Raw genomic sequence first — 25,205 nt, forward strand, 5'->3', positions numbered from 1 at the left:
TTTATTTTTTTTGTTTTCGAGGTATAAAATTTTGCAGCAACTGATGTTTCCAAAAATCTCAAGCTTTTTATTCACAATAAAAATTGTTGCCCCGTTGCGTCAAATAAAAAAGTACTCGAAATTCGAATCATTGCCTCATAAAAAAAAGTACTCAAAAATTCCATACAGTTTCCTCCAAATTTTTGTTTTTTACATTCTTTTTCTTTTGAAGGCTGAAAAGTTTTCTCTGGCAAGCTGTAATTTTTTGTCTTAGGTGAAACAAATCGAGAGCCTTATAAAGCCTTGTTAGGCGTTCCTTTTGTGCCTCACTTACATAAGAGCTTTCTAAAAGCCGCTGGTAGGGAGTTTTAATATCATCATGCTTCTTTTGCACCTTGCTTCCGATTCTCTTTTTCTCTGTCATTTTCATAACCGGTTGAAAAAAGTTGGCATAAAGCCTGAGATACGCATAGAGTCGGTTCAAGTAGTAGACTTCTTCCTCGGTATCGTAGCGGAAGTATCCAACATTCTGGCGGACTATGGAATAGTTTTTCTGCTCAACGTAGCAGTTATCATTGGAACGGGAGCTTCTCCCCTTGTAATTTTATCTGGTGCTTCTCACACCAATCGCGTAGAGGATGATTAATAAATTCAGCACGGTATCAGAATCAATTCCGTAACTCAAAAGGAAGTCTTCTTTGGACTTTTTCTATGGCTTCTCTTACCCATTTTGAAGCCTTGTTTTTGATTGCCACAAGTTCTGTCCAACCGCTCCAAACATCCACCATATTTAATGTTTGAGCAAAGTCTCCCCGGCTATTTCCTCCCTCATGGGCTACCAGATCAATCTCCATGAACCCAGGGCAATTTTCATCCCACTCTGCCCACGTGCGTATAGCTATTTGTTGCTTTAATAGCGTTCCAGGCTTTGTACCTTTTCGTCCTTTTATCTCAAGCTTTTTACGCTCATGCTTCAAAAGTCGGTCAATACTTGAGGCACTTATATGGCGCAAGTTTTCTATAGCCTGTGGAGAACCGTGGAGATGTCCGTTTGCTAAGAGATTATCTAAAACTTCATTTAAAATTGGCTTTAAACGTTTGCCACACATGTAGTTTTCAATTTCCCAGACCTGTTTTAGCATTTTTAGTTCTTCTTCGCCGAATTTTTTCTTTCTGCCAGGTCTTTTGCCCTTTTTGGCTATATCGGCTTTAAGGTAATTTTTTTTGCCTACATATATGGTTTTTCCGTGCTGCCTCAAGAGCCTGGCGGCATAGTTTCGATTTTTTAGGCCTGTTATCCTCACAAAATAATCCAGTATCTCCATTTTTTCCTTTTTGCTGGCTTTTTGATATTGTTTTGCCGTTTCCCTGTAAATAGGTCTTTTTTCAGACCTCGTTAACCCAATTCCTGTTGGCGAGCCTGTCGAGCCACGGTTGGCGAGCTTGTCGAGCCATGAACTGGATTATTTTACACAAATTTAAAGTACTTTTTTATTTTGAAGCAACGTTCCCTTTTCGAGTACTTTTATTATGAAGCAATTCGGTTGCTTTACATTTTTCTCTTTTGTCTGTACAATAAGACTCTCTGTTTGGAGAACATGAGGGTTTCACTCAAGAAAATATCCAGATAAGGAGAAAGACATTGGCTATCAAAAAGGCATTGGTGCATGATTGGTTTTCTGTGTACGCAGGCGCTGAGAAGTGTGTCGAAAGTTTTACCAATATCTGGGATGATTTTGATGTTTATAGCCTTATTGATTTTTTAACTGAGAGGGATAGAGAAATTATCCTCAAAGGAAAACATGCAAAAACCTCTTTTATTCAAAGACTTCCTTTTGCAAAAAAGAAGTACCGGGGTTATCTTGCTTTTTTCCCTCTCGCTATAGAACAGTTTGATCTCCGTGAGTATGACCTTATCATTTCTTCTTCTCATGCGGTGGCAAAAGGGGTGCTTACCCATGCAGATCAGTTGCATATTAGCTATATTCATACTCCTATGCGGTATGCCTGGGATCTCTACCACCAGTATCTCCGGGAGAGTGGACTTGATCATGGGCTTAAGGGAGGACTGGCAAAGCTTATTCTTCATTATATAAGATTGTGGGATCTCTCGACAGTGCATCGTGTGGATAGGTTCGTGGCAAATTCTCACTATATTGCAAGGCGTATCAAAAGGGTGTATGGAGTTAACGCAGACGTTATCTATCCACCGGTTGATGTGGAGAAGTTTCTTCTAGGTGAAAAGAAGGAAGATTTTTATCTGACGGCTTCTCGGATGGTTCCTTATAAAAAGATCGATCTTATTGTTGAGACATTTTCTCATCTTGGTAAAAAGCTGGTTGTTGTAGGTACAGGACCGGATGAAAAAAAGATTAAGAGTCTGGCGGCCAAAAATGTGGAGCTTTTGGGGTATCAGAGCGATGAAGTATTAAGGGATCTTATGCAGCGAGCCAGGGCGTTTGTATTTGCTGCGGAGGAGGATTTTGGGATTGTCCCTGTAGAAGCTCAGGCTTGTGGGACGCCGGTGATCTGTCTTGGACGCGGAGGAACCAGTGAGACAGTAATAGACGGTTTGACAGGCATACATTTTGAGAATCAGTCTGTAAATGATCTTGCCAGCGCCATTGAGCGATTTGAGCAGATGGAGGATACCTTTGATCCAACGAAAATCCGCAATCATGCTCTTCAGTTTAGCCGTCAGAGGTTTGAGGAAGAATTTAAAAAGTATGTTGATGATGCGTATCAACAATTTTGTGAACTGAGAAAAAAGTAAAGAAAGTAGATGATAAGTAAAAGACGTTTTTGTTCTCAGAAACGCTTTCACTGGTTAAAGGAGGGAACAAAACACCCTCGAAATGTTGACAAAAAAAAACTTTACCTTAAAATAATAGAGGTATTTTTTGGCAATACAGAAAAGAGGTAGGTGTTATGGGTATCGAATCGAAAGACGACATTTTTCTCTCTGCCATGGCTGAGGGAGAAAAACGCAAGCCATCTTTTGCTCGGGAGAAACAAAAGCTTCAAGAAGGAACGGTTGTGGCTGTGACAGCCGAAGATGTATTTCTAAGCCTGGGAGGCAAATCAGAGTGTGTTGTGCCTCGTGCAGAGTTCTCTGAGGACCCCCGGGTTGGTGATCGTATTGCTGTGGTTGTTATGGATATGAAAGATGGTGTTTTGCGCGCATCACGCAAGGAGGCAGAGAAACAGGATCTTCAGCAGAGGATTAGACGTTCTCTTCAAAGGAATGAACCTGTCTCAGGCGTGATAGAGGATGTTGTCAGAAAAGATGGACAGCCCAAGGGATTTATTGTTATGCTTGGGGGAGTAATCAAGGCTTTTCTGCCACTTTCTCATATTGATTTGCCATCAGATATAGAAGAATTGAAAGGGAAGACTTTTGATTTCTTGGTGATTGAACAGGACCGTAACCAGGTTACGGTATCTCGTCGTGAACTTCTCAAAAGAGGGCAGGCAAGAAATTTTTCTCTTTTCTTTGAAAGACACCATGTTGGCGATGTGGTCAAAGGGACAGTGGAAAAAGTTGAGCCAAGTTATCTCTTCGTTAATGTTGAAAATATTATTGCTTTTATGCATATTTCAGACTTTTCCTGGAAGTACATTAAAGATCTCTCTCAGGTTGTGAAGGTGGGCGATACTTTTGATGTCAAGATTCTTGAGATGAATCAGGCAAAGAAATCGATAAAGGTTGGACGCAAACAACTGATGCCAGATCCCTGGGAAGGTCTTGAGAAACGATACAAGGTTGGAGATATTCTCAAGGCTACAGCGGTTTCTTACAAAGCCAATGGCGTGCTTCTTGAGGTAGAAGATGGGGTGGAGGCTTTTCTTTCTGCCGATGAGATCTCCTGGACGGAAAAGATTCGTGATCCACGCAAGGCTATTCGGCTTGGAACAACTCTGGAAGTAAAAATTGTCGATCTTGATCTCGAAAAACGGCGGATGGATGTTTCTCTCCGTGAGATTCAGACCAACCCCTGGGATGAGGCGGAAACGAAATATCCTGTGGGACGTAAACTCGAGGGAACCGTTTCTTCTGTTGTTGATTTTGGTGTTTTTGTGCGTTTTGATGATGGGATTGAAGGGCTTCTTCGCAAGGAGGATATCGACTGGATTGCCAATGTGGATCCCAAGACTCAGTTTAAGCGGGGGGATAAGATTACTGTGGTGGTGCTCCAGATTGACACAGAGAAACAAAAGCTTCGTCTCGGCATGAAGCAGCTTTCGGATCATCCGTATAAAACCTTCCAGATGAATTATCCCAAAGGAAGTGCAGTCAAGGCTCGAGTTACCAATATAGCTGATCAAGGCCTTGAAGTAGAGGTGGAGGGGCTTCCAGCTTTTATCCATGTATCGCAGCTTGCCAAGGAAAGAATAGAAAACATTGCTGATCATTTCAAGGTGGGTGACGAAGTTGAGGCCGCGGTTCGTGTTGTTGATCCGGTAAAAAACCGAATAGAACTCAGCATCAGAGAGTTTTTGGAACACAAGGAAAAGCAAGAAGTGAGCCATCATATGGCTGCAAGCGACGCTTCCGAGGTGCCTACCATAGGATCTTTGCTGGGCGATAAGCTCGCAGCTTTTCAAAAGAAGAACGAAAAACAACCTGCAAACAAAGTTACAAAGAAAAAACCAGAGTAAGGGAAGTATATGCAGTCAAATAAAACATCTGGAATGTTGATAGAACAATTGAAACAACATTGGTTTGGTATTGCTCTTACCGTTGTTGGTGGATTGGTGGTTGTTGTAGGTCTTCTTTTTTGGCTCTCGTATGAGAATGAAAAAGAGAGCAAAGCAGCATCGCTCTATGATGAGGCAGTACTTGTTCTTGTGTATCAGCTTCCTCAGGTAAGTACAAACGCAGCCCGTGTGAATGAGATAAGTCAGTATGTGCTGGCAAAACTTGATAGTATTCGTACACAGTATCCCCGTACTTTTTCCTCAATGCGCGCAAGACTTCTTTTGGGGCGATTGTATGCCCAGAGTTATCTTGCACAGGGTGGGGATGAGGCGTATAATCAGGCGATTCAACTCTATGATGAAGTGGCGAGGATGGCATCTTCTCCGTTTTACAAGGGACTTGCGCTTCTGAATAAGGCACAGCTCCTCGAGCATCATGCAGATTGGCAGAGTGCTCTTGAAACGTACCGTCTTGTAGCTAGAAAGTATAATGAGTTCTATACACCCTATACCTGGATCAGTTTGGGGCGTGTAGGAGAAGTTATGAATGATAAGAATACTGCTATGGCTGCTTACGAGACAGTGGTAACGAAATACACGAATTCGAGCTGGTACGGTCTGGCTCTGGGCAGATTAACCATGCTTCGTCAGAGCAGTTCTTCAGCACAGCCCGTGACACCACCTATGAATGCCACCCCTGTGTTGGGACAATAGGAGGAGAGAATGGCTGATATTACCCTCTCTGATGTGGAAAAGGTTGCTCGATTGGCCAAGCTCTCTTTTTCTGATCAGGAGAAAGAAGTTTTCCTTCAGCAGTTTTCAAAGATTGTGCATTTTGTTGAAAAGATAGGAGAGCTTGATACCGAGCACATCCCTCCCATGACTCACGCTGTTGAAAAGTGGAATGTTGTGCGAGAGGATAAAGAGGGCTCTTCTCTTTCGAACGAAGAGATTGCCGGGATTGCTCCTCGTTTTGATGATGGTCATATCATTGTTCCCAAAGTGAAAACTCACGAATAGTGTTGTCTATGGAACGCAATCGCTTTCCAGATATTGAGCGAGAGTTTCAAGCCAGAGAGCCGTTATATAGTGAGTGGTTTCCCCTTCTTGAGGGAAGGCGTGTTGTTCTGGATATTGGGTGTGGGCATGGGGATTTTCTCATAGAAAAGACAGATCAGTCTCCAGAATCTTTTTTTGTTGGTATAGAAATTTCAAGAAAGCGTGTAGCCAAAACATCCCATCGACTGGCAAAAAGAAACCGGAAAAATTATGCAGTGATCCATGGAGACGGAGAATGGGCGCTCAAAGTGTTTTTTTCGACAGCCAGTGTTGATGAAATTCATATCAATTTTCCTGATCCGTGGTTACGGAAACGTCACTGGAAGAATCGACTTCTCAGACCTTCGTTTGTTCTTCAGGTTATTCGGGTTCTCAAAAAAGGGGGTAAGATCTTTTTTGTCACGGATGTAGAGGAGTATGCCCGTTATGCGGTGGAGGTTTTTCGGCAGTTTGAGTGGCTACAAAGTGTTTATCCAACAGAAATAGTCCAGAATCTTTATGAGAGATTTCCGACTCTTTTTTATCAAAAGATGAGTCCGCTGAGGCCTATTCAGTATGTTTGTTTTGAGAAGATAGAAAATTCTTTACTTGGTTAGTTTTGAGAGAAATATCCTTGAGAAATTGTTCTGAATTTGTTGACAGAGTTCACTGAGTTCCCATGAAAGGATTTTGGAGACGTGGTCATAGGTATACCGGATATAGTCTGGTTGATTTCTTTTGCCACGCATAGGAACAGGGGAAAGGTAGGGTGCATCAGTTTCGAGAAAAAGCCTCTCTCTGGGGACGAGATGCAAGGCATCTCGGAGAAGTTGAGCAGAAGGGTAAGTGATGTTTCCAGCAAAGGAGACATAGATGTCCGGGAGGGTGAGGAATTTTTCGAGTTCTGCTGGTCCATAACCGTAGCAATGAAGGATGACAGGGGTTCCCGGGTGAAAATTTTGGAGAATGGAAAAGGTATCATCAAAAGCATCTCGGGAATGAATAAGAACGGGCTTATGATAGAGCGAGGCAAGCTCGAGCTGGTCAATGAAAAGACGCTGCTGGAGAAAGGGTGTGCCGTAGTGATGATGATAGTCCAGTCCGATTTCTCCTATGGCGAGAGGATGAAGGGTTTTAATCCAGTGTTTGAGGTTTTGTTTTTGTTCTTCGTTCCATTGTTCGCAGAGTTCAGGGTAAAAACCAAAGGCGGATAGTATTTTTTCTGGCAGGATTTTTTGAGTAAGACTTAAGATTTCATTGGGGGATATCGATATATCGATAAGGTAAGTGATGTCTTTTGGGATGTTTTGAAGTGCTTCCTCGAAAGAAGGAAAACAGTGAGAGAGGTGACAATGGGTATCAATGTACATAAACTTGACTAATCCTTTATTTTGAGTTACAATATTATACTGTATAAATTATTTTTTTGCATTTTTTTAGTGAGAAAACTCCCATAAGAAGAAAGGAGGATTTATGGCTACCTACCGACGAAAGGATACTCGAAATATTCAGGTTATTAGAGAACGCAATACCAGTATGTACCATAAATCGGGTTGGCAAAAGTTTAAAGAAGGGTGGTATCTTTTCTGGTCTGAGGTTGGACGACAACTCAGGCTTCTCTTTACAAAAATTCATGAAAAGGGTTCTCAGCGTTTGACGATCATGGTGGTACCTCATAGTGAAAAGAAGACCATTAATATTCATATTTCGAACTATTTTTTGTTTTTTACTACAGTTTTGCTGGTTGCTATGGTTATCACCTCCATGTACACCATTTCAGAAAACGCGCAGGCAAATAAACAGGTGGTGATTCTTCGCCAACTTGACAATCATAATCGCACACAAATTTCAGAATACAAATCCAGTATAGAGTCTCTGTCTGAGCGTTTTTATAATTTTAAGAGTGATATAGGTACCGTCATCAGTGGGGTTTCCAGTGAAAAAAATCTGCAGCAGTTGGATCCTATTGAAATTAAAGAAGAATCCAAGTCTTCGGTGGCAAAAGGGGTGAAAAATCTTGAACAGATGCAATTTGAGCTTGATGTGATACGGGAGAATGTAAAGCGGTTGGGGAAATATGTTATAGATCATAAGAGGCTTCTTCGTGAAATGCCGTCCCGTTATCCACTTCAGATGCGTGGACGTCTTACCTCGAAGTATGGGCCTCGAGTGGATCCTGTCTATAAGTGGAAAATAGAGAATCATCCGGGTATCGATTTGGCAGTGATTCCTGGTACACCGATTCTGGCGGCAGCTGATGGTACGGTGAGAATGGCTGAATATCATGGTGGGTATGGGCTTGTAGTAGAGATTCAGCATAAGTATGGTATTTCTACACGGTATGCTCATATGATGCGCTTTGGCCCGGGTATCTACCCTGGTGCTCAGGTGAAACAGGGACAGGTGATAGGGTATGTGGGAACGACAGGGAAGTCGACAGGATACCATCTCCACTATGAAGTGCGTATAGGGGGAGAGACAGTGAATCCACTTCCTTATGCAACGATGCTGGAATAAGAGTTTTTTAACGAGGAGTTCGTATGGCAAATGAAGAAATAGTGCTTTCTGGAAGTGTGAATGATGAACAAAGCAATTCCGTTATAGGAAGGGATAACTGCTTTTCGGGAGAGATGCGTTCGGATGGACTTTTGCGCATAGATGGCGATTATTGTGGGGTTATTCGTGGATATGGTGTGGTAGTGGTGGGACAACACGGACGTATCAAGGGAGATATCTATGCTCGAAAGGTTCGCATCGGAGGCAAGGTCAAGGGAACAGTGTATGCTCTGGAGCGAGTGGACATTCTCTCAACAGGGAAGCTTGTGGGAGATATGTACACGAAACGTTGTCAACTGGAAGAGGGCATGTGCTTTACGGGGAAAGGTAATATTCTGCCAGAGCAGCAGCTCGAGGAGATCTTTACCCGGCAAGTGAAAAATACTCCAAAGATTTCAATGGATGATTTTTAAGTTTTGACGATAAAGGGGTAGATAGTTATGGAAAGTTCTAAGGTGTATGTTGGTGTTGTAGACAGGTATGTGTATGTAGTCAAGGTGATTGGAAGGGGTACGCTTGAGTATTCGACGGAGTTGTTTGAAACCTTCTCGATGAAGCTTGATAAGAATGAACTCAAGGCTTTGTATTTTGACCTTTCTGAAGCTCAGTATCTAGACAGTTCATTTATTGGTGTTATTGTTTCCCTGCAGAAAAAAATGAAAAAAGAAAAAAGAGGTGAACTCTTTATTCTCAATCCTTCTGCAAAGGTTATAGAGATTTTTGGAACGATGGGGCTTGAGGATCTTTTGCCTATGAAGGTAGATGATCAACTTAAGAATGTGGAATATACAGAAGAGATGGCACAGCGGCTTGAGAAAACAGAGGAGTCTATTCGTATTTTGCTCCAGTCCCATCAAGATCTGATGGAAATAAATCCTCAGAATCGTCGCCGTTTTCGTTTGGTAGAAGAGATGCTTAAGAAAGAACTTGAAAGGTTTGAAAAATGAGTATTCATCCTACTGCTGTTATAGGACCCGAGGTTGTTTTAGGAAAGGATGTGATGATTCATCCTTATGCTGTTCTTGATGGAAAGATCACCGTAGGTGATGGTTGTGAGATTGGGCCTTTTGTGCATCTGACGGGTTGGGTCACGATCGGGAAAAATACAAAGATCTACGCAGGAGCTGCTATTGGCACTCCTCCCCAGGATTATTCATTTGATGGGACTCCTGGTCTTGTTGAGATTGGAGAGAATTGTGTTTTACGGGAGTATGTGACGGTTCATACCCCTGTTCGTGGCGCGGAAGGGGAAAAAACGATTGTAGGCGATAATTGTTTCTTGATGGCAAATTCTCATGTTGCGCACAATGTAAAGCTCGGGAAGAATGTGGTGCTTGCTAATGGGTGTCTTTTGGCTGGCTACGTCGAAGTGGAGGATTTTGCTTTTCTCTCTGGAAATTCTGCCGTGCATCAGCATTGTCGGATTGGTGCGTATGTGATGGTAGGTGGTCTTACCAAGGTTGTTCAGGATGTGCCACCATACGTGCTCTGTGATGGTTCTCCTGCGATGGCTCATGGACTCAATGTGGTGGGACTCCGTCGTCGGGGCTTTACGCAGGAGCAGCGTACGATGCTCAAGGAGCTTTACCGTATTCTCTATAGTGGGATATCGCTTCGTGAAGCCATAGCCAAGATGAAAGCAATGGAAACAGATCCGCTTGTGGCGCATTTTGTCGAGTTTGTTGAAAAGGCAGAGAAACGGGGGATTATCAGTGCCAGTGAATAGGCTTTTCTTTTCTGCGGGGGAGGTTTCGGGTGATATTCATGCCGCACGGTTGATCAAGGCTCTTAAAGAACGTCTTCCTCAGGGGGAAGTCGTAGGGCTCGGTGGGCGGTTTATGGCCCTTGAGGGCATGGAACTTATTGATGGAGATGTTTCTCTTTTTAGTACGGTGGGGCTTACCGATTCTCTTCGTTTTTATGAGAGGAAGAAAAAATCCTACGAGAGGGCTACGGCGTATCTAAATTCGCATCCTGTTGATGGGGTGGTGCTGGTGGACAATCAGGGTTTTAATATTCCCCTGGCCAGGTTTTGTTATGAGAAGGGTATTCCCTGTGTGTACTATATGCCACCCCACGTGTCTATCTGGGGACGCTGGAATGCCCCCAAACTCATGGAGTGGTGTAAGCATCTGTTTGTGAGTTTTCCGGAAGATGCAAAGGTCTATCGCGAGTACGGAAACCACGTTGATTACTATGGGCATCCCCTGGCAGAGGAGATCAGGCTTTTTCTTGCTCAGAGTGGTCATCCTGAACAGAAAACGGTAATGATAGGGCTTTTCCCGGGGAGCCGGTATCAGGAGATAGAAAATCTTCTTTCTGAGATGCTTCTTGCGGTGAAGAATATGCCTCAGGAGTGGAGGGTGTGTCTTGCCCTTTCTCACCCTGACTACGAACAAATGATACGCGAGCAGGTGGTTAATCATGGTTTGACGAAGCGAGTAGAGTTTTCCTATGATGCGAGGGCGGTTCTCTTTCAGTCGACTGTTGTGGTAGCTTCTTCTGGAACGATTACCCTCGAAGCGGCGCTCTTTCGTAAGCCAGTGATTCTAGGATACCGTATTTCCCCACTGTCGTATCTTATCGGCCATCTGTTACTCAAGGAGAAACTCATCGGGATGCCGAATATTCTCCTTCATCAAAAACTTTTTCCTGAACTTTTGCAGAAGGACTGGAATCATCGCAATATTCTTAAGTGGATTGAGTTTTTCTTGTCTCTTTCAGACGAAGAGAAGAAACGTTATGATGAGGCTTACGATGCGTTGTGGAGGCTGCTGCTTGTAGAAGGTGGGCACGACAAACTTGCCTCACACATCCTATCGGTTTTTGGATTATGGGACGAATCCTCGCCATCGATGTAGGAACCAAAAAGATAGGACTGGCTCTCTCTGATCCCTTGAGAATTCTTGCCTCACCGTGGGGTTCTCTCCAGCGGGATTCATTCCTCTGGGCAAAGATTGTCACTCTTTGCAAAAACGAAGGAGTGGATCTGATTGTTGTAGGTTATGTGGCATCGGATTATTACGGCACGGCTACGCGGATGGTCAATGAGTTTGTCTTAGAGCTTAAGAAGCATATTAGTCTGCCTGTTGAATTTCAGGATGAGTCTTTTTCTTCGCAGAAAGCGGAGAGTTATCTCCGTGTCAAAGGAAAAAAGAAGCGCTGTCCTCGAGAGGATCGCGATAGTCTTGCGGCAACGCAGATTCTCTGGGAGTATCTGGATAGCCGGAGGTAAAAATTTTTTCCCCACCACTTGACAGGATTTTTGGCGCTCGTTATACTATGGTTAAACGTTTAACCAGAGGTGGTCATGAAGCGGGTAACGATTAAGGATATTGCCCGGGAGGCGAAGACCTCTTATGTCACGGTTTCGCACTATCTCAATAAGCGCGACTCAAAGTTTTCTGATGATACAGCACAACGGATTGAGGCGGCGATTAAAAAGCTTGGCTATATCCCCAATCGTATGGCAAGGAAGCTTGCCAGGAAGCGTTCCTATACGATAGGGGTGGTTCTCCCTCCCCTTCCTCCCTCTGCCTCTTCGAAAAATCTTTTGCGTGATAATCCCTTTTATACCGAGTTTCTCTCCGGAGTCTATTCAAAAGCCTGGGAGTACGATTACGATGTTTTAACGACGGCTATGTCCGTTCCTGAGGCGGTGTTTGAATGGATTGTGGGATACCAGCTGGATGGTGTGGTACTTTTTACCTCGGGGATAGCAAGAGAGCTTGTGCAACTTGCAGAGAAACGCGAAATGAAACTGGATACCGTGCTGGTAGGACTCGATCATACTGAGGCGCCAGTTCAGGCTCGGGTGCTTATCGATGACGAAGATGGGACGAGACAGGCAGTTGCTTATCTGGTTTCCCAGGGACACAGAAGGATTGGTTTTGCCACAGGAGAGTACACACTCTCACGTGTGAATGCGATTCGTTTGATGGGGTACCAGAAAGCGCTGGAGGCCAGTGGCATTCCGTTTGATGAGACGATGATTTTTGTCGATGAGGTTTCACTGGAAGGAGGGATGCGAATCGGTAAAAAAATAGCTACTTTTAAGCCTTCCCAGACCCCTACCGCAGTGGTGTGTGTTGCAGATATTCTGGCTATTGGGATCATCAAGGCTTGTGTCAGAGTGGGAAGAAAGATTCCAGCAGATCTCTCCGTGGTGGGATTTGATGATCTGGTGGTTTCTTCACTGGTAGAACCTGAGTTGACGACGATTCGTCAGGATATTGTTGGTCGAGGGGAAACCTGTGTCCAGGTGATTGAGGATTTCTATCAGGGGAAATATCACCCGGAGACGGTTCTCCCTGTCGATTTGGTGATACGTCAGTCGGTGGCAAGCATATCTGGGCATCGTTAAACGTTTCTAAAAAAAAAGAAGAAAGGAGAAAAAAATGGAGAAAAGGCATTTGGTTAAACGTTTAACTAAATCATGGAGCATGTGGATTGGGATGAGGAAAGACTTGTTTTTGGTGTTTGGTTTTTGGGTTATGGTGTTTGGGCTTTTAGCGGGATGTGCTGAGGATATACGTTCGGAGAGGTTTGTGTCATCGAAAAGGATGATGCTTCCCGCGGAGTTCTGGGGACAGAATTTTTCTCAAACGACCGGGCGTTTTGAAAAAATGGAGAGGTATGGGGATGGATGGGAGATGAAGTTTGAACGGGTATCGCTTGTTGTTCGTGCTCTCGAGGGGACGGGTTGGCAACTCTCATGGCTTACGTATCGGCCTATGGAGCATCGTCCCTCGTATGCTGTGGTAGGAGGGCGATTTGTTACCAATGTGATGGTAGAAGAGACGAGGGATACGGTGAGTTTTATTCGGGGAGGAGAGAGGCTTTTGGTAGCTAAGAGAGAGGCAAGGATCAGATGGACAAAGGGGACAAAGGATATTCTTGTGCAGAAAGGAGGTTTTCGCAGGCGAGGAGAAAGTTTTTGTCTTACCTTTGGACTGGATGGGCGGGCTGTTCTGGGTCTTGCGGAAAAACCGTCTTCTCTTAACCTGAGGGGGCAGTCTCTTACTTTTTATAATCGGGACACCTATAAGTATCAGCGGGGTACAGATCCTTTGTATCTGTCTGTACCTTTTGTTCTTTTGTGGGAGCCTGGTTCTACGGTGGGGGTTTTTCTTGACAATCCTGCGCAATCGTTTTGGGATCTTGGGGCGAAAGATAGCAGAATACTGGGAATGGGGGCTCTGGAAGGGGAGACTATTGTTTATCTCTGGGAAGATAGACATCCGGCAGGCGTGATTCAAGCGTATACCTCCCTTACCGGCAAGCCTGCTTTGCCTCCCCTCTGGGCATTTGGCTACCAGCAATCTCGTTTTAGTTACTTTCCTGACAGGCGGGTCATGGAGATTGCCACCAATTTTCGGGTAAAAAATTTGCCTGCGGATGTGATATACCTTGATATAGATTTTATGGACGGGAGAAGAAGCTTTACCTATGATACCAATCGGTTTTCCGATCCGGAGAGACTTTTGCGCGATCTTCATCAGTTGGGATTCAAAGTGGTTACTATTATCGATCCAGGTATAGCTATTCGCAAGGGGTATATGCCTTATGAAACGGGAATCAAGGCAGATGTGTTTGTCAAAAGGACAAATGGGATGTATGCCCAGGGTACTGTGTGGCCTGGAATTTGCGTGTTTCCTGATTATACGCTGCCGAGAGCACGAGAATGGTGGGGAAATCTCTATCGGGATTTTGTGAGGATGGGTTTTGACGGTTTCTGGAATGATATGAATGAACCGTCTGTTTTTAATGGCCCTGATGGGAGTCTGGAGAGAACAGCACTCCACGATGATTTTGGAAGGATAAGCCCACATTCGAGGGTGCATAATGTATATGGGCTTACCATGGCTCAGGCAACGTACGAGGGGCTGGAGAGGCTTGTTCCCCAGAGACGGCCGTTTGTTCTCTCGAGGGCAGGCTTTGCTGGTATCCAGCGGTATGCCTTTGTCTGGACGGGAGACAACAGTGCTTCATGGGATCACCTGAAGTTGAATCTCTCCATGGTCCTGAATCTGGGACTCAGTGGAGTTGGGTTGGCGGGGGCTGATATAGGGGGATATACGGGCACACCTTCGGAGGAGCTTTTCATCCGCTGGATGCAGATGGGCGTTTTTCTTCCTCTCGTGAGGAACCATACTGAACAGGGAACGGCGCCACAGGAGCCCTGGGCTTTTGGAGAGCGAGCAGAGGACATTGTGCGAAGGTATCTCTTTGTCCGCTACAGGATGATCCCTTTGTGGTATACACTTGCCTATCAAGCCTCTTTGACAGGACTTCCGCTGGTGCGCCCACTTTTGTGGGAGGGAGGGCCTCTCTCTGACGAGGGCTTTCTGGTCGGGAGAGACGTGGTGGTATTTCCTGTCCTGGAGAAAGGCCAAAAAGAGATTCGGCAAGAGCTCCCGGAAGGGATTTTTGTGGAATGGAGTTCTCTAAGGGCGTACCGTTCTTCGTTTACCTGGGAGGTTACACTTGAGAATATACCGGTGCTGGTTCGTGTAGGAAGTGTGATTCCTCTTGCCAATTTACCTCAAACTGCCTTAATGGAGGGAAAACCTCTGGCAGAGGTACTCCAGACATCTGATACAAGGATTCGTTCGACAGCAGATCTTGAGGAGCTGGCTCTCTGGGTAGTTGGTGGTGGCTCAGGGGGGGGAGAGCTTTTCTGGGATGATGGGGTTTCTCAAGCGTACCGGCAGGGACAGATGAAATATATCTTGTACCGGTGGGAAGAGACAGAAGCAGGTGCAACGCTTACGGGGAACGTATTGTCAGGTCGTGGTGGATCTTCTCTTCCCATCCGCTGGATTGTTATCCAGCCGGCTCGAGAGCCTGCTTCCGTAGAACTTGAAAACAAAAGGGTCTCGTTTGTCTTTACCAACAATACCTTAGTTATCCCGATAGGGAAAGAGAATCTCTACCAGGACTTTGTCCTGAACATTTTTTATAAAGGAGGAAAGAGATGAAACGTGTATGGTTGTGGTTGATGGTGGTGTTTGGGTTTGTCGGATGTTTTTCGAGGCCCACACCTCAATCTGGTATTGAGTTTGAGAGCGATCTGAAAACATCTATCGATGTCTCAAAGGTGTACTTTAACTCTCGAGAGAGTTTTTTTAAGTCTCCCTTTGGTGCGGTAGAGGAGAATACTCCTGTTCGTTTCCGTATCCAGGTGAAAAGGGGAGATGTCCGTGAGGTACAGTTTCTCCTCTATCGTCAGGAGAAGAGTGGAACAGGTGGGAAAAAGATGATCAAATCGATCACGAATCTGCCTATGAAGCTTCTCATGACAACAAATGGGCTGGATATCTGGGAGATTACGTACACACCGGAAAAACCTATGGTGTATGGGTATGCTTTTCGGTTGGTGAGAAATGAAAGGGATATTCTGGTTTATGCAAACAACCGTCGGCAGGTGAATGTTTCCTACAACTCGGTACAGGGAACGGGCGGCATAGGGCGTATTCAGGGTGATCGGTATCCTCTGCCTTATACGCTCACAGTGTACGCGAAGGGGTTTACGATGCCCTCCTGGACATCAAACATGGTGATCTACTATATTTTTCCGGATCGTTTTCGTAACGGCAATCCCAAAAATGATCCTATCGTGGGAAAAAGACTCTTCTACGATCGAAAACCGATAGAGTTTCATACGAACTGGTGGGATCCCTATCCTTGGGTACCAGGACCAGCTGACAGAAACAGTGGCGACGATAATGAGTTTTGTAACGACTTTTATGGTGGAGATCTGGAGGGTATTATTGAGAAGCTGGATTATCTTGCTGAGCTTGGGGTGACGGTGATTTACATTAATCCTATTTTTGAGGCTCCATCGAACCACAAGTATGATACCGCTGATTACATGAAGATTGATCCTGCCTTTGGGGATCTGACAACATTTAGGAGACTGGTGGCTGAAGCAAAAAAACGGGGTATTCGTATTATTCTGGACACATCCCTCAACCATTGTGGATCGGATTCTGTTTATATGGATCGCTATGGAAAATACCCCACGCTGGGGGCTTTTGAGAATGAAAAGATACAAAAGAGTTCTCCGTATTATGAGTGGTTTTCCTTCCGGCCAAACTTCAAAAAAGCCGATGATGCTTATGATCAGTGGGCAAATCCAACCTTGGCAACCCTTCAGGAGGTGGATAGTTACAAGGAGTTTGCCTATCGCGGCACAAACTCGGTAACTCGCTACTGGCTGCGTGAGGGGGCGAGTGGCTGGCGTATGGACGTTACGCCATGGAAGTCGGATAATTTCTGGCGAGAGTGGCGTAAGGCGGTGAAAGAAACCGATCCGGAGGCTTTTACCATTGCTGAGGTGTGGTTTGATGCTTCGTTTTACTTTTTGGGCGATATGTATGATTCTACGATGAACTATCTTTTCCGTTCGGCGATGATTGACCTCGGGAACGGATCTAATGTTATCAGTCCTCTTGAAACACTTGAGATGATGCGGGAAAATTATCCCCCTCAAGTTTTTTCTCGGCTGATGAATCTCATCTCGAGTCATGATCTTCCCCGTATGTTGTATGAGCTTGGGTACAAGCGTTATGGACAGGCAGGGTATGAAAACTTCAAGAAACGTTTTCAGATGGTGGTAGCGTTTCAATTTGCTTTTCCCGGGGCACCTACCATCTACTATGGAGATGAGATTGGGATGACGGGAGGAGGAGATCCCTTTAATCGTGGGCCTTATCCCTGGAAGGACACCGGGGCACCGTATGGTGATGAGGAGATGATAGGATTTTTCAAAAAACTTGGAAAACTTCGTCATGAGCTTCCCGTACTTTCCCAGGGGAGTCTTTCGTATGTGTATACCAACAGGCACGCCCTGGTATTTGAGAGGCGTCTTGGATCGAGTCTTTTTTACTTTGCTCTGAATAATGGAGACAACGTGCACGTTATTGCTTGTAGAGAACTTACAGGGAATTTTGAGGATCCGCTTGTTCGTACGAATCTTGTGCTTGGTGGGGAACTTTCGCTTGCTCCTGGTGAGTTTCGGTATCTGGTAAAAAAATAGCCAACATCCCCCCTGTTTATGCAAGCATGGGGGATGATTTTTGGTTTGGCAGGGATGTTGGAGGTTTTTCTGATCTCAGGAGGAGAGGCTTTTAAAAAAGAGACATAAAAACTCTTTTTACAGGGAAAGCATTTTTCTGATCAGACTGAAACAGGTTTTTTCATCGGAAATCGGAAATAGGCGACATTTAAGGAAACTTCAGGCACCATCATGATGCCTGAAGTTTTAAAAACACTTTCCTGTCTTTACTTTCTGGCAGGATGAGGGATCCTGTCCACAGCGATAACATATCTCGTTTGTAAGAGGTTTGTCATCGATGAAATCTTGAATGTTTTGAAGCGTTGTTCTGGCGATGTTATCTATAGCTTCCCGGGTAAAAAATGCCTGGTGAGAGGTGACAATAACATTGTTGAATGTGAGAAGTCTTGCCAGCACATCATCATCAAGAACCTCTGTGGAATAATCTTCAAAGAAGTAATCGCCTTCCTCTTCGTATACATCAAGACCTGCATACCCCACCTTACGGCTCTTGAGTCCCTCAATGAGTGCCTTCGTATCGATGAGCTTTCCGCGGCTGGTATTGATGATCATCACCCCATCTTTCATCTTGCTGATAGCCTCATGATTAATCATGTACTCCGTTGAAGGAAGAAGTGGACAGTGAAGGGTGATGATGTCCGACTCACGATACAAGGTATCTAAGTCTACATAGACAAATCCAAGATTTTGAGCCATTTCAGGACGGGGAAAGGCATCATAGGCTAATACTCGCATTCCCAATCCCTTGAGAATCTGGATCATAATTTGACCGATCTGTCCTGTCCCAATCACACCTACGGTTTTGCCATGCATATCAAAACCCATAAGCCCCTGGATGGTAAAGTTTTTGTCCAGCACACGGGTATACGCTTTGTGGATCTTTCTATTCAGTGTCATCATCAAGGCTAGAGCATGTTCGGCCACCGCGTAGGGGGAATAGGCTGGAACACGCACAACATGGATACGGCTGTAAGCCGCTTTGAGGTCGACATTGTTGTAACCGGCACAACGCATGGCGATGATTTTGACTCCCATAGCTATAAGTTGGTCCACAACGTAGCTTGTTACCTCATCGTTAACAAACAGACAAACCGCGTCATATCCCTTTGCCATAAAGACGGTGTCGTCAGAGAGCTTTTCCTTGAAGTAGCGAAGTTCAAAACCATACTCCTGATTAAATCGATCAAAACTCTCCATGTCGTAAGGTTTGGAGTCAAAAAACGCGATCTTAAAACCCATAGGTACTCCTTTTATTTAAAATTCTCTTCATCGAGCAAGCGTCTTTCTCCTTCAAGCTTCTGGATGTCGGTGATATCGCGGGTTACCTCGAGCGTTCCCAGGTATGTTCCATCAGCACTTTTGACGGGAAAATACTCGATCAAAATTTTCCGTCCATGGAGATCTATCCAGAAACGAGCCTCCTTTTTGCTTCCATCACGAAAACCCTGAAGAATCTTTTCCACAAGAGGGAGACTTTTTGGGGGATGGCAATTTTGCACTTTTCGATGAAGGTCCATCTTTGTTCGGGGAAATATCCTTCCTTCCCTGGGAGTATTGAAAAACATAACCCTATCCTCGGCATCTACAAACGAGACATCAACAGGAAGCGCATCCATAATAGCCTCTATAGTCTCAATTGGTAGTTCGTGAAGATTCATATTTTCCTCCTTTGTGTTTTATGAATAGTTTAAACATTTCTATCGGAAATTTCAAAAAAACCGACTTCTTCTGTTGCCTCTTTGACATTTATCCAGTCTTGTTGTGAAAGAACCTCAAGGGCTACTTTGTAGAGAATATTTTGTTCTTTCTGGGTATGGAGGAGAAACTTTTCATAGAGGCGCATCGAAAGCTGATACATTTGATTTACCCAGAGGGCAAAATCGACCTTTTCTGCCTGTTCAAAAAGCTTGAGAAGAGCTTTCTTGTCCTGACGCATCTCGGTGTGTTCCTGCCACATGATGGCTGGAGGTTTCTCTATACCCTTTTGCTCCAATGCCGGAAAAAGGGCACTCTCCTGGCGGATATTGTGGTTTTCTGCTTCCATCAGTTTGGTGAGAAGATCTTTTACACCGGGGAGTTTGGTTTTTACTTCCTCCCAGGTGTCATAATTGGCTATCTCTTTGATAGACTCTCGAAGTTTGTCCATCCATTGGAGAATAATGCGGTGATCCTGTTGAAAACGTGCGATGGGGTGATCGTCGGGGACTTTCAAATCTGGATTCTGTACCTTTTCACGGAAAAGTTCCAGATGAATATCACAGACCTGGAGAAATTCTTCCATACTCATTCCTTCAGAAGCGAGCTCCTGTTCGGCGAACGCAATCACGAGAGGATCAGCCTGGTCGAGGAGAGTTTGAAATTCTCTCTTTGTTTTTGCAAGCTCCTCCTGAGATGTAGTAGCTTTGAGTCCCCGCATCATGATTTTGATCTGTTCTTTTGTTTCCTGTTGTTTTGGCGTGAGTTCTATACCTCTCATATTATGCCTCCTTTTTGTAGATTCCTATGGTTACCTGAGCTTTTTCGGTTTCATAGAATATCTCAAATCCCTTTGTTTTGAGGTATTCTATCAGAGGATAGGGAACAAAGCCCTGAAATACTAACAACCCTTCTCCGGGTTGAAGCTTTTCTGCTGCCGTCGTGATCTCCTGGAACGGATGGGGTTTTTCCCGTACATCGAGCAGGGTAAATTGTTGTCTTTTTTCCCACCAGGATGGTTTTTCTTGTGGGGACTCGGGCATAGGAAATCCGAGTGAGAGTCCGGCAGTGGCCCTTTTTTCTTCTTCGAGATAGGCTTCTCCTAAGCCGATGGCGTCATTGAGTTGATAGAGCATCTCCCGGAGATATATGTTACCAACGGCAGCAGCCTTGCGCACAGTGGTGAGACGAGCAACCGTGTTGAATATTACAGGATTATTGAGGTTTTCGTACCTTGGCGAAAGCTCAAGGAGCCGTTTTTTGACCTCTGGATAGCGGCTGACAATATCAAAAATTGTATCGTCGGCGGTAATGAGTTTTTTTTCCATGGATTTTCCCTCCTTTAATCCTACTATTATAGTATACTTTATTGGAGTATAAAAGTCAAGTATTTTGGTATGTTTTTCAAAAAAATACTTTTTTCCCATCACAAAAAATATAAAAATGTGACAGCAAAGGGGGTGTTGTTTACCTGCTTGAGTACCGTAAAGATGCTGTTTCTTTTTTGCAAAAGGGGAAAAGAAAATCCTAGAAATCAATATTCTTTTACTTCAAAAACCGGTATTTTCCTGGAGCGGATTTTCTGTGGGGAAAAGTTATACCAGCCTGGATGGCTGGTATGATCTTTTGGTAGGAAAGTTTTCCAGAGGTTTTTTCCGGTGAACGAAGTGAAAGAATGGGTTTTTTCCTTTATCGTTGTGTACAATTGTCCTTCAAGATTTTTTGTGAGATTCTTTGAGTTGCAAAAAAAGCACTTTTGTGCCATACTATATATACTATGGAAAACAATTTGACAAGGAGCGTTCATGGAAAAAAAATGGATTCTGTTATTTTTTCTTTTTCTTCCATTTTTTGCGTTGGCTCAAACCAAAGATGTGGAACGTTTTTTTCTGTCTGGGAGGGCTGCGTACACTGATCGAGCCTATACGATAGCTATACGGTTGTTTGATCGGGTCCTGAGTCTTGATCCTTTTGGAGAGTATGCCGATGATGCCGCTTACTATCGTGCTCTTTGTTACTATGAAGATGAGCGTTATCAGCGTGCTATTCAGCTTTTTAATCAGTTTCTAAGCTTTTATCCCTATTCTCCTTATAGGGAACATGTGGCGTATCTTATCGTGGAGGCTAACTATTCTCTTCGCAATTGGGATAAGGTGATTCAACAGGGGACTCTTTTTCTACGGAATTATCCAAAGGGTGAGTACATAGACGATGCCCACTACCTTATGGGGTCGGTGTATCTTTTACAGGGGAAGTATGGTTCTGCCATCGAGGAGTTCCGTTCTGTGATAGGGATGACCAATTCTCCTCTCAGGGAAATGGCTTTTTATCGTATTGTGCTTGCTTTGTTCTACGATGGAAACTACCGCGTGGCAAAGGAGCAGGCTCAGCGTTTTCTCGCAAGTTATCCCCGTTCTCCACTTTTCCCTCAAACGCAGATGGTTCTTGCCAAGTGTGCCTTTGCAGAAAAAAGATACCCAGAAGCGAAAAGCATTATTCTCCAGTTGCTTTCCAATGCGCCTCCAACTATTGTTGCTGAAGGTATCTACTACCGGGCAATGATAGATATCGAGATGCAAAACTATTCTATGGCAATCAACTATCTTGAAACCCTGGTGAAATATGAACGTTTTGGTTCTACGCCGAATGACTATCGCGAGGATGGCCTCTACAAGCTGGCGCTTCTCTACAAGATGCAAAAAAGATACGATGAAGCAAAAAAAGTCCTTGAGCAACTCTTTAAGCTTACCAGAAATAAGGAAATGCAATTAAAAGCCTCTTTAGAGCTTGCTTCACTGGCTGTTCTTTTATCGGATTATGAGTATGCAAAAAATGCGTACATCCGCCTTTCGAGTCTGGATTCAGCGTATCTTCCCCTCTCTAAACAAAAGTTGGGAGAGCTTGCTTTTCTTCTCGGGAAGTTTTCCGAAGCGGAGAGCTATTTTTCTGAAATAGTTGAAAACTATGGTGACACCCCTCAATTTCCTGATGCACTCTACTGGAGGGCTCGTTCACGTATTGAACAGGAAAGATATGAAGAGGCGGTACGTGATCTGGACCAATTTCGCAAACTTTTCCCCACAGCCAGTCGAATAGAAGAAACAATTATGTATACGGGGAATAGCTATGCCTCTATGAAAAAATGGGACGATGCGTTATACAATTACAACTATCTGTTGCGCAACTATCCCAACAGCCGTTTTGCTGATAGTGCCTACCTTGCTATAGCATGGGTGTATCTTCAGAGGGGGCTTTTTCCCCGAGCAGAGGAAACGTATCTTCGTATGGCAAACTCCTATCCCAATAGCCCGAGAGCGGCTCTCGCGCTGTATAGTCTTGCCTCTCTGTATTATAACCAGCGGCGGTATGGAGAAGCGCTTACCAACTTTGAACAGGTATATCGCAGGTATCGTACCTCATCGTATGCTGGAGAATCCCTCATTAAGGCGGGATGGGTTTACCTCCGGCAGGAACGTTTTAGAGATTTGATCCGATTCTATGAGGGGGCGGATACTGCTTACCTTTCTCAAGAACAAAAAGCTGCCTTTTACAATCTTTTGGGATGGGCGTATTTTCGTGAAAGTCTCTACGAAGAGGCTATTAAGAATTATGAACGTTCGTCCACCACGACAACCAACCTCACGACGGCTTTAGAAAACCAGCTTTACATCGCCAAGGCTTACTACAACATGGAAAAGTACGATGCGGCTATAAAGACGTATGAAACCTATATCCAGCAAGCGATGCAAGCGAATATCACTCAAGAGGTACCGGTAGCCTATGCGGAGATGGCGTGGTGTTATCTCAAAAAAGGGGAGAAAGCTACGGCGGAATCTATCTACCAACAGCTTCTTCAGGAATTTCCTTATAGCGTTGCTACCGCAGAGGCTGTTTTTCGTATGGGAGAAATTGCTTTTAGCAGTCAGAAGTATGACGAGGCTATCCAGCACTATCAGAGGCTTCTTGTGCTTCCCCCAAGCGAATATCAAGCTGCTGCTTACTACTGGTTGGGAAGGACCTACCTTCGTCTTGACAAAAAGCTTGATGCCATTCGCATGTTTGAGACGTATGTAAGCAAATATCCACGAGGAGATTATCTTCCCGACTCTCTTCTTCAGCTTGGCAATCTCTATTTCTCTCTGAATAATTATGAAAAAGCTCGAAATGCTTACAATACTTTGATAGGGCAGTTTCCCAAAACCCCTGATGCGGAGATGGCAAGGGTCCAGTTAAAAGAACTCCAGATGGTTCAGGAGGCAAAGGGAGACCCTGAGAAGCTTTACAAAATTATGGTACGTGAAAGTAAAACGAAAGAAGCCCGTTCTCTTGCTTTATCGAAACTTGCCAGGTTCTATGAGGAGAATGACAAGATAAAAGAGGCTATCCAGACCTATACCGAGATAGAGTCTGTTGGCGTTTTTCCGGATGCTGCCCGGGCAGCCCTCGAGATAGGCAACTTGCTCTCCCAACAAAAACAATACATCCAGGCGATTCAGGCGTATAGTCGTATTCTCACGAAATATGAGGAGGAATCCCTGTATCCCGAGGCTCTCTACGGTATTGGTGCTGCCTATTTTTCCAATGAACAATGGGAGTTTGCCCGTCGCTACCTTCAGCAGGTTGTGGAGAGGTATCCTAATTCTCCTCAGTCCACCCTGGCAAAAGAGCTTTTAAACCGCTTACCCAAAAATGATTAATTACCTGGAAACCTTTGTTTTTTAAAAAAGGCTGCCAGAAGGCAGCCTTTTTTATTTAGTATCTATAATGCTCTGGTTTGTATGGTCCCTCGAGGGGAACGCCGATATAGGCAGCCTGTTTAGGAGTGAGCCTGGTAAGTTTTACTCCTATCTTTTCCAGATGGAGGCGGGCTACCTCTTCATCAAGATGCTTGGGGAGACGATAGACTTTTCTGTCGTAGTTTTGCCAGTTTTTGGCAAGGTCAATCTGGGCAAGTGTCTGATTTGAAAAGGAATTGGACATCACAAAAGAGGGATGCCCTGTTGCACACCCAAGATTGACAAGTCTTCCCTCTGCGAGCAGATAAATTACGTGTCCATCGGGGAAGATATATTTGTCGTATTGGGGTTTGATGGTGATTCGTTTGATGCCAGGATAGTTGTTCAGGGCATCTACCTGGATCTCATCATCAAAATGCCCGATGTTACATACAATGGCTTCGGATTTCATCTTTTCCATGTGTTCGATACGAATGACATCACAGTTTCCTGTTGCTGTGATGTAAATATCACCAATGCCAAGGGTATCTTCCACCGTGGTTACCTGAAAGCCTTCCATGGCCGCCTGGAGGGCGTTAATAGGATCTATCTCGGTAACAATCACACGGGCGCCCATTCCACGAAGGGCTTGAGCACATCCCTTACCCACATCGCCGTAACCGCAGACAACAGCTACCTTGCCAGCGATCATAACGTCGGTAGCGCGTTTGATGCCATCGATAAGAGACTCCCGACAACCATAGAGGTTATCAAACTTGGACTTGGTAACCGAATCGTTCACATTGATGGCAGGGACAAGGAGTTCTTTTTTGGATTCCATCTGGTAGAGACGATGAACCCCCGTTGTGGTTTCCTCTGAAATACCGTGCCAGTCTTTAACCACCTCGTGCCAGAAACCCGGGCGTTCTCTTTGAACCTCTTTGAGAAGACTGAGGATAATTGCCTCTTCTCGGCTTTCTGGTTTTTTGTCGAGAAGGCTGGGGTCTTTTTCTGCATAGTATCCTTTGTGGATGAGAAGGGTAGCATCTCCTCCATCGTCCACAACCTGGTTTGGTCCTTTGCCGCCCGGGAAGCTAAGAGCCTGCAAGGTGCACCACCAGTATTCCTCGAGGGTTTCTCCTTTCCATGCAAACACGGGGATGCCGGCTTTAGCAATGGCTGCGGCGGCATGATCCTGGGTGGAAAAGATGTTACAGCTTGCCCATCGCACATCGGCGCCAAGTTTTGCCAGGGTTTCAATGAGCACAGCTGTCTGGATGGTCATATGAAGCGATCCGGTGATACGCACACCTTTGAGTGGTTGAGAGGGCGCATACTTTTCACGAATTGCCATCAGACCGGGCATTTCCTGCTCAGCGACTTCAATCTCCATTCTCCCCCAATCGGCAAGAGAGATGTCTTTGACTTTGTATTCCATTGTATCC

The 25,205-nt window shown here is 44.7% G+C and carries 21 protein-coding genes and 1 pseudogene; 15 read left to right on the top strand and 7 right to left on the bottom strand.

Annotation, left to right across the window (positions count from 1 at the left end; genetic code table 11):
* Nucleotides 1-151: 151 nt before the first annotated feature.
* A pseudogene (locus KDW03_RS12360) lies at nucleotides 152-1,304 on the bottom strand (integrase catalytic domain-containing protein).
* 323 nt (nucleotides 1,305-1,627) lie between these two features.
* Here KDW03_RS12360 and KDW03_RS05210 point away from each other — a divergent pair.
* The 5 genes from KDW03_RS05210 to trmB all read left to right on the top strand — a co-directional run bounded on the left by KDW03_RS05210 (nucleotide 1,628) and on the right by trmB (nucleotide 6,332).
* A complete protein-coding gene (locus tag KDW03_RS05210) occupies nucleotides 1,628-2,752 on the top strand; it encodes a glycosyltransferase family 4 protein (RefSeq protein ID WP_408648360.1) in 1,125 nt (374 codons plus the stop codon).
* 155 nt (nucleotides 2,753-2,907) lie between these two features.
* Nucleotides 2,908-4,638 carry a S1 RNA-binding domain-containing protein gene (locus KDW03_RS05215; protein WP_271436330.1) on the top strand — a complete coding sequence of 577 codons (1,731 nt, stop codon included), beginning with the start codon at nucleotides 2,908-2,910 and terminating at the stop codon, nucleotides 4,636-4,638.
* 9 nt (nucleotides 4,639-4,647) lie between these two features.
* Nucleotides 4,648-5,391, top strand: coding sequence for a tetratricopeptide repeat protein (locus tag KDW03_RS05220; protein ID WP_271436331.1), 744 nt, complete (start codon nucleotides 4,648-4,650; stop codon nucleotides 5,389-5,391).
* Between the two features lie 9 nt (nucleotides 5,392-5,400).
* Nucleotides 5,401-5,697, top strand: coding sequence for an Asp-tRNA(Asn)/Glu-tRNA(Gln) amidotransferase subunit GatC (gene gatC, locus KDW03_RS05225; RefSeq protein WP_271436332.1), 297 nt, complete (start codon nucleotides 5,401-5,403; stop codon nucleotides 5,695-5,697).
* A gap of 8 nt (nucleotides 5,698-5,705) precedes the next feature.
* Complete coding sequence (gene trmB, locus KDW03_RS05230) at nucleotides 5,706-6,332, top strand: tRNA (guanosine(46)-N7)-methyltransferase TrmB (protein WP_271436333.1); 627 nt, start codon at nucleotides 5,706-5,708, stop codon at nucleotides 6,330-6,332.
* Here the strand turns inward: trmB and KDW03_RS05235 are convergent.
* Entirely contained in the window at nucleotides 6,321-7,085 is a 765-nt protein-coding gene (locus tag KDW03_RS05235) for a TatD family hydrolase (protein WP_271436334.1), read from the bottom strand. The two genes, trmB and KDW03_RS05235, sit on opposite strands and share 12 nt — an antisense overlap.
* 103 nt (nucleotides 7,086-7,188) lie before the next feature.
* Between KDW03_RS05235 and KDW03_RS05240 the strand changes: the two genes are divergently transcribed.
* The 9 genes from KDW03_RS05240 (at nucleotide 7,189) to KDW03_RS05280 (ending at nucleotide 17,311) form a co-directional block, all read left to right on the top strand.
* On the top strand, nucleotides 7,189-8,232 hold the full coding sequence (locus tag KDW03_RS05240; protein ID WP_271436335.1) for a M23 family metallopeptidase: 1,044 nt from the start codon (nucleotides 7,189-7,191) through the stop codon (nucleotides 8,230-8,232).
* Nucleotides 8,233-8,255: 23 nt separating this feature from the next.
* A complete protein-coding gene (locus KDW03_RS05245; RefSeq protein WP_271436336.1) occupies nucleotides 8,256-8,684 on the top strand; it encodes a bactofilin family protein in 429 nt (142 codons plus the stop codon).
* A 27-nt stretch (nucleotides 8,685-8,711) separates the two neighbouring features.
* Nucleotides 8,712-9,218 (top strand): STAS domain-containing protein, encoded by a 507-nt coding sequence (locus KDW03_RS05250; protein WP_271436337.1) that lies wholly within the window; start codon nucleotides 8,712-8,714, stop codon nucleotides 9,216-9,218.
* On the top strand, nucleotides 9,215-9,997 hold the full coding sequence (gene lpxA / locus KDW03_RS05255; protein WP_271436338.1) for an acyl-ACP--UDP-N-acetylglucosamine O-acyltransferase: 783 nt from the start codon (nucleotides 9,215-9,217) through the stop codon (nucleotides 9,995-9,997). The genes KDW03_RS05250 and lpxA overlap by 4 nt, the downstream gene beginning before the upstream one ends.
* Complete coding sequence (lpxB, locus tag KDW03_RS05260) at nucleotides 9,984-11,132, top strand: lipid-A-disaccharide synthase (protein WP_271436339.1); 1,149 nt, start codon at nucleotides 9,984-9,986, stop codon at nucleotides 11,130-11,132. The genes lpxA and lpxB overlap by 14 nt, the downstream gene beginning before the upstream one ends.
* Nucleotides 11,105-11,506 (top strand): Holliday junction resolvase RuvX, encoded by a 402-nt coding sequence (gene ruvX, locus KDW03_RS05265; protein ID WP_271436340.1) that lies wholly within the window; start codon nucleotides 11,105-11,107, stop codon nucleotides 11,504-11,506. Before lpxB ends, ruvX begins: the two co-directional genes overlap by 28 nt.
* Nucleotides 11,507-11,581: 75 nt before the next feature.
* Nucleotides 11,582-12,634, top strand: coding sequence for a LacI family DNA-binding transcriptional regulator (locus tag KDW03_RS05270; protein WP_271436341.1), 1,053 nt, complete (start codon nucleotides 11,582-11,584; stop codon nucleotides 12,632-12,634).
* A gap of 34 nt (nucleotides 12,635-12,668) precedes the next feature.
* Nucleotides 12,669-15,251, top strand: coding sequence for a TIM-barrel domain-containing protein (locus KDW03_RS05275; RefSeq protein ID WP_271436342.1), 2,583 nt, complete (start codon nucleotides 12,669-12,671; stop codon nucleotides 15,249-15,251).
* Entirely contained in the window at nucleotides 15,248-17,311 is a 2,064-nt protein-coding gene (locus tag KDW03_RS05280; protein ID WP_271436343.1) for a glycoside hydrolase family 13 protein, read from the top strand. Before KDW03_RS05275 ends, KDW03_RS05280 begins: the two co-directional genes overlap by 4 nt.
* A gap of 225 nt (nucleotides 17,312-17,536) precedes the next feature.
* On the opposite strand, the gene KDW03_RS05285 is transcribed toward KDW03_RS05280, so the two are convergent.
* From KDW03_RS05285 to KDW03_RS05300, 4 genes are read right to left on the bottom strand one after another with little or no spacing between them, the layout of a single operon-like run.
* Complete coding sequence (locus KDW03_RS05285) at nucleotides 17,537-18,589, bottom strand: 2-hydroxyacid dehydrogenase (RefSeq protein WP_271436344.1); 1,053 nt, start codon at nucleotides 18,587-18,589, stop codon at nucleotides 17,537-17,539.
* A gap of 11 nt (nucleotides 18,590-18,600) precedes the next feature.
* A complete protein-coding gene (locus KDW03_RS05290) occupies nucleotides 18,601-19,008 on the bottom strand; it encodes a PAS domain-containing protein (RefSeq protein WP_271436345.1) in 408 nt (135 codons plus the stop codon).
* Between the two features lie 29 nt (nucleotides 19,009-19,037).
* Nucleotides 19,038-19,826: a DUF438 domain-containing protein gene (locus tag KDW03_RS05295; protein WP_271436346.1), complete on the bottom strand. Its 789-nt coding sequence runs from the start codon at nucleotides 19,824-19,826 to the stop codon at nucleotides 19,038-19,040.
* 1 nt (nucleotide 19,827) lies between these two features.
* Nucleotides 19,828-20,373 carry a DUF1858 domain-containing protein gene (locus tag KDW03_RS05300; RefSeq protein ID WP_271436347.1) on the bottom strand — a complete coding sequence of 182 codons (546 nt, stop codon included), beginning with the start codon at nucleotides 20,371-20,373 and terminating at the stop codon, nucleotides 19,828-19,830.
* Nucleotides 20,374-20,850: 477 nt separating this feature from the next.
* Between KDW03_RS05300 and KDW03_RS05305 the strand changes: the two genes are divergently transcribed.
* On the top strand, nucleotides 20,851-23,742 hold the full coding sequence (locus tag KDW03_RS05305; protein ID WP_271436348.1) for a tetratricopeptide repeat protein: 2,892 nt from the start codon (nucleotides 20,851-20,853) through the stop codon (nucleotides 23,740-23,742).
* A gap of 55 nt (nucleotides 23,743-23,797) precedes the next feature.
* Here KDW03_RS05305 and ahcY read toward each other — a convergent pair whose 3' ends face one another.
* Nucleotides 23,798-25,198, bottom strand: coding sequence for an adenosylhomocysteinase (ahcY, locus tag KDW03_RS05310; protein ID WP_271436349.1), 1,401 nt, complete (start codon nucleotides 25,196-25,198; stop codon nucleotides 23,798-23,800).
* Nucleotides 25,199-25,205: the final 7 nt, after the last annotated feature.

This window comes from Thermospira aquatica (genome assembly GCF_023525255.1).
GTDB classification, from domain to species: domain Bacteria; phylum Spirochaetota; class Brevinematia; order Brevinematales; family Thermospiraceae; genus Thermospira; species Thermospira aquatica.